Genomic DNA, 15,766 nt, shown 5'->3' with positions numbered 1-15,766 from the left:
GTGGGTCAGGGGTCGACCCGCAGCGACGCACTGGCACGCAGTTCTTGCTCCCGCTCGCGCATTGCCTCACGACCTTCCGCCATGGCTGTCCGAAGATCCGTTCCCAGACCCTTGAGGGCGGCGGTCAGATCGTTAGACACCCGCTCGGGGGCGTACCGGGCGGCGGTCTGTTTCACAAAACGCATCGTCCAGAAGGACATGCCGAATCCGAATCCCACGCCCATCACGAGCCACAGCAGTCGTCGAAACATGTTCAACGCACCCGCGTTCGATGAAAACTCCGCGCCGCCCGACCGGTGCCTGACATCAGAGCCAGCACTTTGATGACCGGGTTGGAGAACACGAGGTAGGCCAACCGAGAGGCTGAGTCGACCGTGCCCGAGATGGACTCGGCGGTAACTAGGAGGGTGTCGACCCGCTCGAGTTCGTCGTTGGCGGTGCGCACAGTTTCACCCAGTTCCAACACCACCGGCACGGTTTCGGTGCGCAGTAACTTCACCGCCAGACGCACTTCTTTCAGCGTGTTGGTGATCGCCACCAGTCCGAAGGCCAGCAGCACCACCGCCGACACGCTGGCGATCGCCACAATCAGCGAGGCCAAATCTGTAGCGGTCATTGATCGAGCCTACCTTCCATGCGAAAACGAATCTCCTGCTCAAAGCCGTGCTCGGACGGCTCGTAATACCTGCGATCCGCCACCTCTGCGGGGAGGTACTGCTGCGGAACCCAACCCTGGGGATGGTCATGAGGGTACTCGTACCCCGCCCCGTGGCCGAGATTCTGGGCCCCTTGGTAATGGGCATCGCGTAAATGGGTGGGGACTTCCACCGACGGACCGTGGGCTACGTCTTCCCGGGCCTTCCAGATACCAACGGCGGTGCGGTTGGACTTCGGGGCCGTGGCGAGATGGACCACCGCCTGCGCCAGGTTCAGTTGCGCTTCCGGCAGGCCCACGTGTTCCACGGCCTGGGCGGCCGCTACCGCCACCAACAGGGATTGGGGATCGGCCTCGCCGATGTCCTCACTGGCGAGGATGATGAGCCGGCGCACAATGAAGCGCGCGTCCTCGCCCGCCTCGAGCATTCGGGCCAGCCAGTAGAGCGCGGCGTTGGGGTCCGAACCCCGGATGCTCTTGATGAAGGCGGAGATCACGTCGTAGTGCTCATCACGCCCGTAACGCAGGGCCTTGGTGCCCAGCGCGGCTTCGGCGTCGGCCAGGGTCACCACTGGTGGCGTGGCCCGGGCTCGAGCGATCGCTACGGCTACCTCCAGGCTCGTGAGTACGTGTCGTCCATCACCATTGGCATGACTGGCGAGATGATCAAGGGCATCCTCGTTCATCTCGGCCCCTTCGGCGGCGAGACCACGCTGGATGAGGGCGGCGGCGGCGTCCAGGTCGAGGGAATGAAGACGAAACAAGGTGGAGCGGCTGAGTAGCGGCGGGTTCACCTCGAAGAAGGGATTTTCGGTGGTGGCGCCGATCAGCGTGAGGAGGCCGCTCTCCACCCCCGGGAGCAGCGCGTCTTGTTGCGACTTGGAAAAGCGGTGCACCTCGTCGAGAAAGAGGATGGTGCCCTGGCCGCGCTCACCCAGTCGCTGCTTGGCTCGCTCCAGCACCTCGCGCACGTCTTTCACCCCGGCACTCACGGCACTGAGTTGTTCGAAGGACTTGCTGGTGTGCGCCGCGATGGCCTGCGCGAGGGTGGTTTTTCCGGTACCGGGTGGACCCCACAAGATCACTGACGACAGCCGATCAGCCTCCACCAGGGTGCGTAATGGTTGACCGGCGCCGAGCAGGTGATCCTGGCCCACGATGTCGCTCAGGGTGCGCGGCCGGAGGCGGGCGGCCAGGGGAGCGTGGGCGGCCAGCGCATCCTCCGCGGCGGCGGAGAAGAGGTCGGAGGGCATCGGGGGCACCGTAGCCCACCGCCGTAGACAAACGCTTTCCCGACCCATTACAGTGTCTTTCAGACTTCCCCCAGGGGTCCGGGTAGGCGGCCACAGGGCGCGCTCGTGCCACGAGCGACGCCATTCCCGGCGTCGAAGAACTGGAGGGAGCTCGGATGGCCATTGAGCGGGTAGTGGCGCTGGAAGCGCTGGCGGCGGCCCAGCACGGCCTCATTACGACCCCGCAGGCCATCGCCTGCCTGGGGGTGAGCCGGAAGGGCCGCTGGGTGGGCGAAGGTCGCTTGGTGTCGGCTCAGCCGGGGGTGTTTCGGGTAGCCGGTGCGCCCCAAAGTTGGCATCAGGCGCTGCACGCTGCCGCGTTGGCTAGCGCGGGGGTGGTGTCGCATCGATCGGCCGCCGCCCTCTGGGGATTCGCGGCGCCCTCGCGTTACGTGGAGGTGAGCGTTTGTCCCGGCGGTGGTCCACGCCTGCGTCCACCGGCCATCGGTCATCCCCTCGGCGATGCTGCCCGGGAGCGGGCCGTGGTTCACCAGGGCATCCCCATCACCGACCCGGTTCGTACGATCCTCGATCTCGGATGGGTGATTCCCCCTCGGTCGGTGCGAGTCGCGCTGGAAGCAGCCTTGTCGATGGGGCTGGTGACCGTCCGCCAAGCCACGGACCTGGGGGCGGCCCTCGACCGGCGGCACCACCACGACCGGCGACTGACCGCTCTCAGGTGCGAGGAGGCAGCCGACGCAGACCGAGATCTCGCAACTGCGCTTCCTCCACGGGGGTAGGCGCCTGGGTCATCGGGTCTACCCCAGACTGCGGCTTGGGGAAGGCAATGACCTCCCGAATGTTCTCCTCGCCCGCCAGGATGGCCACGAGCCGGTCGATCCCGAAGGCGAAACCGCCGTGGGGCGGCGCCCCGTACGTGAAGGGGGTGAGGAAGAACCCGAAGCGCCGCTGGGCTTCCTCGGGGCTAATGCCGAGCAGGTCGAAGATCCGCTGCTGCAGCTCCGGTTCGTGAATCCGCAGCGACCCCGACCCCAATTCCCATCCGTTGAGCACGAGGTCATAGGCCTTGGAGCGGACCGACATCGGGTCTGACTCCAGCCGATCCACGTCCTCGGGATGTGGCCGAGTGAAGGGATGGTGGCCCGGCTTGGGACGCCCGTCTTCGCTGCGGCCCACGAACATCGGAAAGTCCACGATCCATACGTAGCGGTAGGGCCCTTCGTGCACCGGCGGCCGAGCGATGTCGTTACGCAGCGTGCCGAGCACCTCGCAGGTGGTCATCCACTCGTCGGCCACCAGCAGGAGAAGATCGCCCGCTTCCGCCGCCGTGGCGCTCACCAGGTCCGCCTGCTCGGTGGCGGAAAGGAACTTCGCCACTGGGCTTTCGAGGGCGCCGGCCTCGCCTACCCGCATCCACACCAATCCCTTGGCGCCGGCTTGCTTGGCCCGATCGGTGAGGGCGTCGAGTTTGTTGCGACCGAACTCAGCCGACCCACCGGGCACGCGGATGCCCTTGATGGTCTCGGCTGACGCGAACGCCTTGAACTCCGTAGCCGCAAACACCGGCGTAAGTTCCACCAATTCCATCCCAAAGCGCAGGTCGGGTTTGTCGCTACCGAACCGGTCGATGGCGTCATGCCATGTCATCTGTTCGATTTCACCGGGGCGTTCCCCCACCGCCGCCTCCGCCGCCGCCAGGACGGCCTCGGAGATGAACTCAAGCACCTCATCCTCGGTGACAAAACTGGCCTCGGCATCAAGCTGCATGAACTCGTACTGCCGATCCGCCCGCAGGTCTTCGTCGCGCAGGCAACGGGCCATCTGGTAATAGCGATCGGTGCCACCCACCATGAGAAGTTGCTTGAAGAGCTGGGGCGACTGCGGAAGCGCGTAGAAACTGCCCGGCACCTGACGGGAGGGAACGAGGAACTCACGGGCCCCCTCAGGCGTGGAGGGCATGAGCATCGGGGTCTCCACCTCGATAAACCCCTGCCGCTCCATCGCGCCCCGGATGGCTGAGTTCACCGCCGCTCGCACTCGTAAATTCCGTTGCATGCGCTCCCGGCGCAGGTCCAGGTAGCGGTACTTCAGCCGAATCATCTCGTCGACCTGATCCGCCCGCTCGTCGATCGGAAACGGCGGGGGGGCGGCGATCGAGAGGATGTCCACCGTGCAGTCGCCCACCTCCACCCCCCCGGTAGCCAGGGCGTCATTCACCGTGCCTTCGGGCCGGGGGCGGACCGTGCCGGTGATCCGCACGACGTACTCGCTACGAAGATCGGCGGCGCCATCCACCACGCATTGGATGATCCCGGAATGATCACGCAGATCGATGAAGGCCAGATGTTCGCCGTGCTCGCGCCGTCGGCCTACCCATCCGCACACCGACACCGTGGTCCCCGCGTGGTCTTGTCGCAGTTCCCCGCAGAGGTGCGTGCGCATGGGATCACTCATCGGTGGAGAACCTGCCTGACGTGGTGGACGACATCAGCGATGTCGATGGTGGCCTGTTCGGTGTGGTCGAGATCGCGCACGGCGACTGTCCCGGTGGCCGCTTCCTGCTCGCCCACGATGAGGGCCAGGCGAGCGGACGCCTTCACGGCCGCCTTCATCTGGGCCTTCATCGACCGGTCGTCGAAGGAGCGATCGGCCGAGAGGCCCGCCTGGCGCAGTACCTGGGTAAGGGTGACCGCCGCCGTGCCGCCGGTGGTGTCGATCACGAAACAGTCGAGACGCGCGGAGGCCCGATCAAACACCCCTTCGGCATCGCAGGTGAGCAGGACCCGTTCGATCCCGGACCCAAACCCGATTCCGGGGGTGGCGGGCCCGCCCAGTTGCTCGATGAGGCCGTCGTAGCGGCCGCCCCCGAGGATGGTGGATTGGGCATTACCCAGCGCCGAACTCTGAAACTCGAAGAGCGTATGGGTGTAGTAATCGAGGCCACGCACCAGCGACGGATCGATCTCGAAAGTGATACCGAGGGCTCGCAGTCCGTCCTGCACCGCGTCGCCGTGGGCCCGGGAGGCGCCATCGAGATGGTCGGCCATGGGCGGTGCCTCGACCAGCAAGGCGGCCGTCACGGGGTCCTTCGAGTCGAGGACGCGCAGGGGGTGCGCGTCGATCTTGGCGGCATCGGCCGGGGGGATCTCGCTGGCCCGCGCCCGCAGCCAGGCCTGGAGGATCACTCCGTAGGCCGCCCGATCAGCCGGAGTGCCCATGAAGTTGAGCACGAGACGCCACTGCCGCAGGCCTAACGCCCACAAGTAGGCATGGCCCAGCGCGATGATTTCCACATCGACGTGCGGATCGGCCGAGCCGATGCACTCCACCCCCACCTGGTGGTGCTGCCGCAGCCGCCCGGCTTGGGGTTGTTCGTAGCGGAACGCCGGCGTGGCGTACCAGACCTTCCACGGCACCGCCGGGCGGTGTTGCACCCACGCCCGGGCCACCGGCGCGGTGCCCTCGGGACGAAGGGCGAGGTGACGCCCGCCTTTGTCCTCGAAGTCGTACATCTCCTTGGCCACCACGTCGGTGCCCTCACCGATGCGTTGAAACACCCCGATGTCCTCAAACATCGGCGACTGCACGAGGCCATAGCCAAACCGCCGGGCCACGTCGGAGAAGATGGCGAGCAGGGCCTCCCAGCGGGCGGACTCCGGCGGGAGCACGTCCTGGGTGCCCTTAGGGGCGCGGAAGTTGGGACGTTCAACCATCAGGCGTGAGGGTACCGGAGCCTCCCGGCCATCCCGAACTTCGTTGGTGAATCGGCCTAACTCACGCCGAGGAGATCCACCACGAACACGAGGGTCTCGTCGGGACCAATCACCCCACCGGCCCCCTGGCGGCCGTAGGCCTTCCCCGGCGGGATCACGATGCGCCGACGACCGCCCACCTTCATCCCCGCCACGCCCTCATCCCATCCGGCTATGACCTGCCCGGCGCCCAGGCCGAAGGAAAAGCTGTCGTTGCGATCCCAGCTGGCATCGAACTGCTTCCGAGTGCGCCACGACACCCCCACGTAGTGGACCTCCACCTGGGAGCCCACGGTGGCTTCGGCACCATCGCCCACCTCGAGGTCTTCGGTGACCAACTCGGCCGGGGGGGCCTCACCGGCAGGAACATACACATGGGGCTTGTCGTCAGGCATCTGTTCAACCTAGCGGTGCCCGTCCCCTACGCTCGGTCGCCATGTCGATTCCCCCGCCGTCTGCCCCCCCTCGTCCGCACACGATCAGCTTCCACGGCGACGATCGCCGCGATGCCTGGTACTGGCTTCGCAGCGACGGCCGCGACGATCCCGAGGTGTTGAGCCACCTCGCCGCCGAGAACAACTTCGTGGAACAGGGCCTCGCCCACACGCAGTCGCTCCAGGCCGACCTGTTCGCCGAGATGAAGGCCCGTATCAAAGAGACCGACCTCTCGGTACCGTTCCGCAAGGGAGGCCAGTGGTTCTACAGCCGAACCGAGGAAGGTCAGCAGTACCCGATTCTCTGCCGCACCGACATCGAGCCATCGCCGGAACGCCCCGAGAACGATCCGGTGGAGGGCGAGGAGGTGCTCTTGGACATGAACGCCCTGGCGGGTGAGAGCGACTATTTCGCGCTCGGTGCCTACGACCTGGCCCCGTCGCAGCATCTTCTGCTTTACGCCACCGACCACGATGGGTCCGAGTTGTACACCATGCGCATTCGAGATCTGCGTACCGGGACCGACCTTCCCGACATCATCGAGGACACCACCTACGGAACGGCATGGGCCGGCGACGACACCATCTTCTTCGTCCGCCCCGACCACACGATGCGCCCCTTTCAGGTGTGGCGGCACACCCTCGGGACCCCTCCCGAAGACGACGTGTTGGTGTACGAGGACAACGACGAGCGCTTCTTTGTCACCGTGGGGCTGAGCCTTACCGAAGCCTGGGTGCACATTTCCACCAGTTCCAAGATCACCAGCGAGGAACTGGTAATCCCCGCCGCTGACCCCACGGCAGCGCCTCGTTCCTTGCATCCCCGGGAGCACGGACTGGAATACGACGCCACCCACGCGCCCAGCGCCACCGAGGGCGACCGCTTTGTGGTGCTTACCAACGCCGATGGCGCAGTGAACTTCAAACTCATGACCACCTCGGTCGAAGCATCGGGTCGTGAGCACTGGACGGAGTTGGTGGGCCATCGTCCCGATGTGAAGTTGGAGGGGGTCAACGCCTTCGACGCTCACCTCGTCCGCTATGAGCGGCGCGAAGGTGTTCGACGGATCGTGGTGACGGTCTACGGGGGCGACGAACGCGAACTGGCGATGCCCGAAGAGGTCTACGACACCGGCCCCGCCACCAACGCCGAGTTCCACAGTCGCACCCTGCGTTTTGTCTACACCTCCCTGGTGACGCCCAACACCGTGTTCGACGAAGACCTCGACACGGGTGAACGTCGCCTTCTCAAGACCACTGAGGTGCTCGGCGGCCACGATCCCCACGCCTACGAAACCGGCCGCCTGTGGGCTACCGCCGGAGACGGCACCCGAATTCCCGTCTCCTATGTGCACCGCGCCGGCCTGGCTCACGATGGCTCTGCTCCCTGTTTGCTCTACGGCTACGGCTCCTACGAGGCCTGCATCGACCCGGGGTTCTCCAGCCTCAGACTGTCGTTGCTGGATCGAGGCTTTGTGTTCGCCATCGCTCATGTGCGCGGCGGCGGAGAGATGGGTCGACCCTGGTATGAGCAAGGGAAACTCCTCCACAAGCGCCACACCTTCAGCGACTTCATCGCCTGTGCCGAGCACCTCGTGGCCGAGGGCTTCACCTCCCCCGCCGGCATGGTGGCCCGCGGGGCGTCTGCCGGTGGCCTACTCATGGGCGCCATCACCAACGAGCGTCCCGACCTGTTTGCCGCGGTGGTGGCCGAGGTTCCCTTCGTGGACGCCCTCACCACCATCCTGGATGAGACCCTCCCGCTTACCGTGACCGAATGGGAAGAGTGGGGCAACCCGGTGACCGACGCCGACGTGTATGCCTACATGAAGTCCTACAGCCCCTACGACAACGTGACCCCGCAGGCCTATCCCACCATCTTGGCCACCGCGGGCCTCAACGACCCGCGGGTGGCGTACTGGGAACCGGCTAAATGGGTTCAGGCGCTGCGGTCCAACACCACCAGCGGGAAGGCGGTCTACCTAAAAACCGAAATGCAGGCCGGCCATCAGGGTCCCTCAGGACGTTATGACGCCTGGAAGGACGAGGCCTTCGTGTTCGCCTTCATCCTGGATGCCCTGGGGCTGGGGTCGCCCGCCTCCTGACCACCCTCCGGAGCGGTGCCCTCAGCGATACCCCAACGCCCCGTCGTCGAGATCAGCGGCGGGGAGATCGGTCTTGTCGCTCCAGTAGTCCTGGGTGTGGCGCCACGGGTCGTGGTCGCCCTGGTGGGGCAGGAGGTGCAGGCCCCGGGTGAGATAGCCCGGGTTGAAGTTCTCCGGCTCCACCCACGGCAGTAGTGGCATGCCGTGGTCTTCGGGGCGTAGCGCGGGGGTGACCGTGGCGGCGCCCCGGGCATCCATGTGCGCCAGCAAGCGAGCGACGAAGTCGCCGATCAGGTCCACCCGCAGTGTCCAACTGGCTCGGAAGTAGCCGAAGACCCACACCAGGTTGGGAACACCGGTGAACATCATGCCGCGGTAGGTCACCGTGTCGGCGAAGTCCAGCGGGGTGCCATCGATCTCGAATGCGATATCGCCGAGCACGTTCAGATGGAACCCGGTGGCGGTAATGATGATGTCGGCGTCGAGGTGCGCCCCCGACTCCAACTCGATGCCGGTCTCCGTGAACGATTTGATCTCATCGGTAACCACCGAGGCCGCCCCCCGCTTGATCCCCTCAAAGAGATCCCCATCGGGCACAAAGGCAATACGCTGCTGCCAGGGTCGGTAGCCAGGGTTGAAGTGTCGGTCGATGTCGAAGTCGGGGCCCAAGATCTCCCGGATTCCCGCCAGCAACCCCTCCCGCACGAGATCGGGAAACTCCAGGGCCATGGCGGCGATCTGCCCTTGGTCGAGGAGGATCTTGCGCCGCACAATCTCGTGGATCCACTCGGCGGGGATGTCGAGTTCGCGCAACGTGTCGGCCAGCTCGTTCACGTTGGCACCGGTGAAGAAGAACGTCGGCGATCGCTGCAGCATCGTGATGTGCTCGCAGGCGGGGGCCATGGCGGGAATCAGCGTGGCGGCGGTTGCCCCTGAGCCGATCACCACCACCCGCTTGTCGGCGTAGTCCAGTTCCGCCGGCCAGTTTTGAGGGTGGACGATCGCCCCGCCGAAGCGCTCCATCCCGTCCCAGGTAGGGGTGTAACCCTCGGCGTGGCGGTAATAGCCCTGGCACATCCACAGAAACCCTGCGGTGAACACCAGGGATTCGCCCGTATCTCTTCGGATCACTTCGAGGGTCCAGCGCTGCTGCTCACTCGACCAGCGGGCCGTGCGAATCTCGTGCTGGTAGCGAAGACGCGACTCGAGTTTGTGCTCCTCGATCACCTCAGCGAGGTAGGTCAGGATCTGCTCAGCCGTGGCGATGGGGGCGCCGGTCCAGGGTTTGAAACGGTATCCGAAGGTAAAGAGGTCGCTATCGGAGCGGGCGCCCGGGTAGCGATGGGTCTGCCAGGTTCCCCCGAAGTCGTCCATCGCCTCCAGGATCAGAAACTGCGCATCCGGACGCTGTTGGATGAGATGGCAACCGGCACCGATCCCGGAGATTCCGGCGCCGACCACCAGCACATCCACGTGCTCGACACCCACTTCGCTGTGCTCTGACATCGCTCAGATGCCGAGAATTTTGGCCTTCTTGGCGGCAAACTCCTCGTCGGTCAGGATGCCTTGCGAATGCAGTTGCGCCAGTTGGGTCAACTCGGCGATGCTGTCGTGCTCCTCGTCGGCCGCCGCCTCTGGTGCGGCCACGGGAGCGGCGGCGGGGGCGGCTTGGGCCTCCTGCGCCGCGTACTTCTTCTGCTGGCGGTGGGACACGCTGCCGGACACGGCGGTAGCGGTGCCTACGATCATGGCCGTCCGCATAATGGGGCGTCCTCGTCTCATCATGTTCTTTCCTCAGGTCTCTCGTCGGGTTCGTAAGTGGGATGGAATCAGGTGGGAGGGATGGAATCAACTAGCGGCGAGAACCTCCTCGATGACCTCGAGGGGGATCGGGATGGAGGAGACGATCTCGCCGCCCGAGTTCACCACCGCATCTCGGAATCGGGTGGCCCACACATGCTCAAACAGCAGAATCACGGCCGAGGATTCCAACTCGAGGTCTTCCGCGAGGTCATCGATGTCTTCCTCAGCGATCAATCCGCTCGGCTGGTCGATGTGCGCTCCGAAGGCTGCCCCTACGGCATCGTCAATATCGGACATTTCCAACGCCACGACGTTGCCCTCCCTGTCCTTAGTGAGGAACACGAGGTCGATCAACCGGATCAGGCCTGATTCGAGGAGTTCGGCGACGGACGGGACAACGTCGCCGTTGAACTCGTTGCCGGGAAAACTAACTACCAAGATCTGTACTGGTCCCATGTGCTGTGCCACTCTTTCTCGTCACGTTGTTAACGGGGAGCAATCGATCTTCCACCGTGTCATAACTAAGGTCCGTCCCGCAATAGGGAGTCGAGAGGCCTCATCCGGTGAAGAACGAAACACAATGGGAACGGCACGCGGCGTGGTGGCAGCGGCACTATTCCCAGGGGGCCGACCCCGAATACGAGGACCACATCCTCCCCCTGGTGGCCTACCACGCGGCCGGTGCCCGACGGGTGCTCGACATCGGCTGCGGGGAGGGGCAGGTGGCGCGGCAACTGGCGGCTTCGGGTGCTCAGGTCGTGGGCCTGGATCCCACTGCGGCGCAAATCACCGCCGCCTCTGGGCGCGCCGGGGGGCCGCGGTACCTCCGGGGGCGCGCCGAAGCCCTCCCCTGTGGCGACGCGGCCTTCGACACCGTGGTGCTCTGCGCCGCCCTCGAGCATGTGGAGGACTTCGAGGTAGCCCTCCAGGAGGTGGCCCGCGTCCTGGAGCCGGGGGGGCGCTTCGTGTTGGTTCTCGCCCATCCTTTCCTGCAAACACCGGGGGCGGGCTGGGTCGACGATCGCGTCCTCAACCAGCGCTATTGGCGAATCGGGGCCTACCTGGAGGAGGAGCGGGCCTTCCACGAAGCCGCCCCGGGGGTCGAACTGCTCTTCGTCCATCGTCCTCTCAGCCGTTACGTGCGGGCCATGGGGCGGGCCGGACTCCTCATCGACGACATGGACGAGACACCACCACCACCGCGCCTTACCGCAGCGCATTGGGACTTTCCCGAAGCGGCCACCATCCCCCGCGTGCTGCTCGTGCGGGCCATCCGGGCGTCGTAGGGCGACACGCCTCCGCCGCCGGCCGCGATGCCGGCGGGACCATCAGCGCGAGGAGTTCCCTCCCACCCTCAGTTGGCGGCGAGGACCCCATTGTTGACCAGGAACTCATCAACCGCATCGGACAACACCGCCGTCGCGAATGTCGTGGTGAGATGGTTGTCGTCGGACCGAACCACCCTGCCGAGCACCACCGGATCACAAATCGGCTTGTAGGGGCACACCAGAGAGTCCAGATCCAGGCTCCAGACGCCGGCGTCCTCCTTCGCCACCTCCCGCATGATCTGCTCCTCCGGAGTGGGTTCGGTCTGGGTGACGAAGCGGCACGATTCGACGAACTCAGCACCGGACAAGCACGTGACCGGGTTCTGATCGCGAGGAGCCACCGGCACCGGCTCGATCATCACCACCAGCCGCCCATCAGCCCGGAGGCCGTCGACCACGTCGGTGATCCGTTTGCGCATGGCGGCGGTGGCCTCATCGGAGCCCAATTCGAGTCGGCCGGCATCCACATCGGCGACGTCCAACCGGTTGGCGGGGTCGTCATAACTGCGATGGACCAGCACGACGATGTCCGGGTCGAGCTCGGGGATCGTTTCCTCGAACATGGTCTGCTGCTCAGCAAAGCACGTTCGGCCAATTCCGGCGTACCGGATCCCCTTAGTCCACGGACAATAGGAGAGGAAGCCGACGGAGAGCTCGGCGCCGTGGCGCTCAGCGATCCCAGACAACATCGGTGTGAGCATCCCCGCGTGACTGTCGCCCACGATCAGGACCTTCGGACCCTCACCCTCCACGAGTACGCAGGACACGCCCCTCCCCGGTGAGCAACGGTTGAAGTTGAAGTAATCGGCGTATGCGGCCTCCACCCCGTCGGGAACGGGCGTCCCCCCCCGCACCTCGGCCACCACCGTCCCCTCGGATGACGGAACCGCGGTCTCGAGAATCCGGGGAACGACCAAAAGGCCCGAGACGGCACTGATAGCAAGGCCGGAGGCGATAACCGGGATGCGGTACCGGTCGAGGAGGGTGGAGACGCGGACGGGATATTCCAGGATCTGGTAGCTGAGGGAGGCGAGGCCAGTGGCGATGAGCACAGTGAGGGCGACGGTGCTGAGGGGGCTGAGGTTGGACGTGCGGGCCATGACCAGGATGACGGGCCAATGCCACAGGTACGTGCCGTAGGAGATCTTCCCGAGATATACGACCGGTGCCAGGGACAGCGTGCGCTGGGCTAGTCCGCCCTGGGCGATCTCGAGGGTGATGAGGAGGGCGACGGTGATGATGGTGGCGGCGACACCTCGCTCGATGGCGTTGAGCTGGACCCAGCTCGACGCGACGACAACGAGAGCTGCGATGGACGTAGCGGCAACGACCCTGGCGGTGCGGGTGAAGCCGGCGAGGCTGGTGATGAGGCCGGGAGTGAGGGCGAGGAGAGCACCGGCCAGCAGCTGGTAGGCACGGGCGTCGGTGCCGTAGTACGCGCGATTCGGGTTCGCTGTCCTGAGGGACAACGCCCACAGCAACGAAGCGACCGCCCCGCCCAGGACCACCACTCGGATCATCAGCCACTGACGGGAGCGAAACCGGACCGAGATCGCGAACAAGCCGCCGAGGAGCAGAGGCCACAGGAGGTAGAACTGCTCCTCGACAGCCAGTGACCAGAACTGCAGTACGGGGTTGGCGTTGATGTCGGCCCCGAAGTAGTCCGACGACTGGGCGATGAACTCCCAGTTTGCGTAGTAGAGAAACGATGCCCGGAAGCCGTCGACGGATTGGGTGACCTCGATGGGTGACGCCAGCGCGGAGTACACCAACGCGGTGACGACGAGGACCACGAAGGCGGCGGGCAACAGGCGACGGAACCGTCGTGAGTAGAACCGGGCTAGCGAGATCGACCCGCCCCCTTCGAGGTCTCGTAGTAACAGTTGAGTGACCAGAAACCCCGAGAGCACAAAGAAAACGTCCACACCCACGTAGCCGCCGGTGAATGACTCGCTCCCCGAGTGGAACACGACCACGAGGTACACCGCCACCGCTCGCAACCCATCCAAGAATGGCCGATACCCCGCCACGCGCGACCCCTCCACGCGCGACCCCTCCACGTCACTAGCGATAGCGGTCACGTCGAGTCCGATCGGGGTGTCGGCACCGACGCGGCGCCACCCAGGTTGGACGTTACCGCATTCGACGCGAGAAATCGCGTCCTATTGCGCTCAAACAGCGAGCGGACGCCGTCGGCCAATAACCCGCTCTACGCCCCCATTTACTGATGAGTATCGACGCCCGTTGTACCCGGATGCCCTCGGGCCCCTGCCGCAAATACGCCCAGGTCAGGACCCGCTGCTGCGCTAGCCGCCCTGGCCGGGCACCAACCGATCGGCCTCGTCTACCTGGCAACGTGAGGTGTGCTCACCTACCAATAACCGTGTCGGCCCGTGAGCGCAAGACTGGCATCTATCGGGTCGATCGAGACGTCCCCAAGCTTGACCCGCCTGGTGACCTCGATAGGACTGTGTCCCGAACTCACTGTGGTCAGCACATCTAGCGACGAACTCGCCGGCCATATCGGCTTCTCACGTGGCGGAGCGCGTCCCGACGTGAAGCGCCCCGGAGTTTCGTGACGGGTCGGAGTAGGATCGCACACGTGGACGCCGCTATTGCTGTTGCGTTCAGCAACCGGCGTGGTACGCCCGCGCCGAGTTGGCGGGGGTGTTCGCCGAGCGCCGCGGAGCTCGGCTTCACGCCTCGGCATCGCCTCGACTGGTCGGACGGCACCGGTGCAGTGCAGCTCGCCTGCTGGCACAACGAGGATGACTGGGGCTCGGGCGCCTGGCACGAGCAGGACGGCGCCGTCGGGTTCGTGGCCGGTAGTCTTCGCTGGCGCGGCGAGGACTGGGAATCGCCAACCCGGTGGGCCCGGCACCTCGTCGGAGCCGCGCCCTCACGCTCGTTGGACGACCTGCACGACCAACTCCGCGGCCTGTTCATCGCCAGCTATCTGAGTGCCGCCGGAGATGGCTGGCTGATTACCGATGTGATGGGCATGCGCCTCCTCTACTGGGGCGAAGATGAAGACGTCACGGTTGTCTCGTCGCGAGCAGCGCTGGTGGCCGAGGGGCTGGCCCGCTTTCGCGGCGAGCCGCCCCGAGACGACATCAGCGCATGTTGGCTCGCCTTCACCGGGTTCCGGGTGGGTGATGACACCGGTTATCAGGGGGTACACGTGGCACCGCCGGGAGCGCCCCTCCTGGTGCACAAGGCGACACCGACATGGGCACAGACCAACCCAATGGTCGTCGACCCCCACGACGAGCTGCGGTCATGCACCGTTGGCGAGCTCGGCGAGATCCTGTACGAGGATGTCGCCGAGTCGCTCCGGGCCGCGCTGTCATACCCGGCCGAACGGCACATCATCCGACTCACCGGCGGCAAGGACTCACGGCTCGTGCTCGCGGTCGCGCTGCGGGCTGGGTTGGCGAGGGAGTTCACGTACGAGACCATCGGCCCACCCGATCTTGCTGACGTGCAGATCGCCTCGGAGCTCTGTCATCACTTCTCGCTCGAGCACGAGGTCAGGTTCCTCGGGCTGGGTACCTCCGAACCCTTCGCCAGTCGCTTCAGACGCTTCGTGGAGCGCACCGGATGCATGGTCAACGGCAGGGAGTTCGGCCGACACCCGCAGTCCCCGGATCTGCGGCTCACCGGCCTGTGCGGCGAACTGCTCCGCAGGTATAAAGAGGTGCCGGAGGCGAATTGGACGAACGACCGACTCGCCGATCAGTTTCCTCGATCGCAATTCGGTCGGCTCGGCCTGTTGCGTGGGGACTTGGCCGACGACCTGCACGCGCGCTTCCTCGACAAGTTGGCGAACGAACCGAGCCCCGCGGCAGATCCGCTCGACCGATTGCACATGCTGTATGCGGGCTCGCGGATGCGGTTCGTTCGGGGTGGGGCGCGGGAGGAGCTCAGTGGCGATCCCGATGTGCTGCCCCTCTACTCTCGCACGGCCATGCGCGCCGCCATGGCTCTGGACGGTCGAGACCGCCATTCGGAGCTTCTCTTCGCGGAGGTGATGCGGATGGCATCAGAACGGCTCGTGCGGCACCGATTCACCGACGCCGGATGGGATACACGCGCCAGCGCCCATCTCGAGGCGGCGGCTGCGTCCGACCCGAGCACGGGCTCTCCTGCAGGAAACGGAGCGCCAGTCCCCACTCTCAAGCCGACGAACTTGATCGCAACCCTCTACTCGCACGGTGCGAAGGACCGGATCGAGTTCTTGGCAGACGTGCTGGCGGACGCGCCGAACCGTGCGTGGGAATTGCTCGATCGCAAGGCCGCGCTGCTGGCGCTCGACAGGTACGCATCGCTGACCAACCCTCAACGACACGAACTGTTCGGGGCCGCATCTATTGCGGTCTGGCTCGGCTGACGTCTACGGATCTGCCGCTTGTGCACTACGCGGCGGCCGCAGGGAA

General features: G+C 65.6%; 14 protein-coding genes. 4 read left to right on the top strand and 10 right to left on the bottom strand.

Annotated elements, in window-relative coordinates:
- Positions 1–5 precede the first annotated feature (5 nt).
- Genes EXQ71_06915 through EXQ71_06905 form a run of 3 tightly spaced genes read right to left on the bottom strand, consistent with a single transcriptional unit; the run spans position 6 to position 1,908 of the window.
- Entirely contained in the window at positions 6–251 is a 246-nt protein-coding gene (locus EXQ71_06915) for a hypothetical protein (GenBank protein MSO87238.1), read from the bottom strand.
- 2 nt (positions 252–253) lie between these two features.
- Positions 254–616 (bottom strand): DUF948 domain-containing protein, encoded by a 363-nt coding sequence (locus EXQ71_06910; GenBank protein ID MSO87237.1) that lies wholly within the window; start codon positions 614–616, stop codon positions 254–256.
- The gene (locus tag EXQ71_06905; GenBank protein MSO87236.1) at positions 613–1,908 is read right to left on the bottom strand and encodes a replication-associated recombination protein A; all 1,296 of its coding nucleotides are present in this window, start codon (positions 1,906–1,908) and stop codon (positions 613–615) included. The genes EXQ71_06910 and EXQ71_06905 overlap by 4 nt, the downstream gene beginning before the upstream one ends.
- A gap of 155 nt (positions 1,909–2,063) precedes the next feature.
- Here EXQ71_06905 and EXQ71_06900 point away from each other — a divergent pair, with 155 nt between their 5' ends.
- Positions 2,064–2,687: a hypothetical protein gene (locus tag EXQ71_06900; GenBank protein ID MSO87235.1), complete on the top strand. Its 624-nt coding sequence runs from the start codon at positions 2,064–2,066 to the stop codon at positions 2,685–2,687.
- Here EXQ71_06900 and aspS read toward each other — a convergent pair.
- From aspS to EXQ71_06885, 3 genes are read right to left on the bottom strand one after another with little or no spacing between them, the layout of a single operon-like run.
- Entirely contained in the window at positions 2,623–4,350 is a 1,728-nt protein-coding gene (gene aspS / locus EXQ71_06895; protein MSO87234.1) for an aspartate--tRNA ligase, read from the bottom strand. The genes EXQ71_06900 and aspS overlap by 65 nt on opposite strands.
- A gap of 8 nt (positions 4,351–4,358) precedes the next feature.
- The gene (locus EXQ71_06890) at positions 4,359–5,621 is read right to left on the bottom strand and encodes a histidine--tRNA ligase (protein ID MSO87233.1); all 1,263 of its coding nucleotides are present in this window, start codon (positions 5,619–5,621) and stop codon (positions 4,359–4,361) included.
- A 56-nt stretch (positions 5,622–5,677) separates the two neighbouring features.
- Positions 5,678–6,055 carry an FKBP-type peptidyl-prolyl cis-trans isomerase gene (locus tag EXQ71_06885; GenBank protein MSO87232.1) on the bottom strand — a complete coding sequence of 126 codons (378 nt, stop codon included), beginning with the start codon at positions 6,053–6,055 and terminating at the stop codon, positions 5,678–5,680.
- A 41-nt stretch (positions 6,056–6,096) separates the two neighbouring features.
- On the opposite strand from EXQ71_06885, the gene EXQ71_06880 reads away from it, so the two are divergent.
- Positions 6,097–8,199, top strand: coding sequence for a S9 family peptidase (locus EXQ71_06880; protein ID MSO87231.1), 2,103 nt, complete (start codon positions 6,097–6,099; stop codon positions 8,197–8,199).
- 21 nt (positions 8,200–8,220) lie between these two features.
- Here EXQ71_06880 and EXQ71_06875 read toward each other — a convergent pair whose 3' ends face one another.
- The 3 genes from EXQ71_06875 to EXQ71_06865 form a co-directional block, all read right to left on the bottom strand.
- The gene (locus EXQ71_06875) at positions 8,221–9,705 is read right to left on the bottom strand and encodes an NAD(P)/FAD-dependent oxidoreductase (protein ID MSO87230.1); all 1,485 of its coding nucleotides are present in this window, start codon (positions 9,703–9,705) and stop codon (positions 8,221–8,223) included.
- A 3-nt stretch (positions 9,706–9,708) separates the two neighbouring features.
- A complete protein-coding gene (locus EXQ71_06870) occupies positions 9,709–9,984 on the bottom strand; it encodes an SHOCT domain-containing protein (protein ID MSO87229.1) in 276 nt (91 codons plus the stop codon).
- Between the two features lie 63 nt (positions 9,985–10,047).
- Complete coding sequence (locus EXQ71_06865; GenBank protein ID MSO87228.1) at positions 10,048–10,458, bottom strand: DUF1269 domain-containing protein; 411 nt, start codon at positions 10,456–10,458, stop codon at positions 10,048–10,050.
- A 107-nt stretch (positions 10,459–10,565) separates the two neighbouring features.
- On the opposite strand from EXQ71_06865, the gene EXQ71_06860 reads away from it, so the two are divergent.
- A complete protein-coding gene (locus tag EXQ71_06860; protein MSO87227.1) occupies positions 10,566–11,288 on the top strand; it encodes a class I SAM-dependent methyltransferase in 723 nt (240 codons plus the stop codon).
- Between the two features lie 68 nt (positions 11,289–11,356).
- Here EXQ71_06860 and EXQ71_06855 read toward each other — a convergent pair whose 3' ends face one another.
- On the bottom strand, positions 11,357–13,486 hold the full coding sequence (locus tag EXQ71_06855) for an acyltransferase (protein MSO87226.1): 2,130 nt from the start codon (positions 13,484–13,486) through the stop codon (positions 11,357–11,359).
- 446 nt (positions 13,487–13,932) lie between these two features.
- Between EXQ71_06855 and EXQ71_06850 the strand changes: the two genes are divergently transcribed.
- Positions 13,933–15,720 carry a hypothetical protein gene (locus tag EXQ71_06850; GenBank protein MSO87225.1) on the top strand — a complete coding sequence of 596 codons (1,788 nt, stop codon included), beginning with the start codon at positions 13,933–13,935 and terminating at the stop codon, positions 15,718–15,720.
- The last annotated feature ends 46 nt before the right edge of the window (positions 15,721–15,766 follow it).

It is taken from the genome of Acidimicrobiia bacterium, assembly GCA_009694375.1.
GTDB lineage: Bacteria > Actinomycetota > Acidimicrobiia > Acidimicrobiales > VFJN01 > VFJN01.
This window is presented reverse-complemented; position numbering and strand designations above follow the sequence as displayed.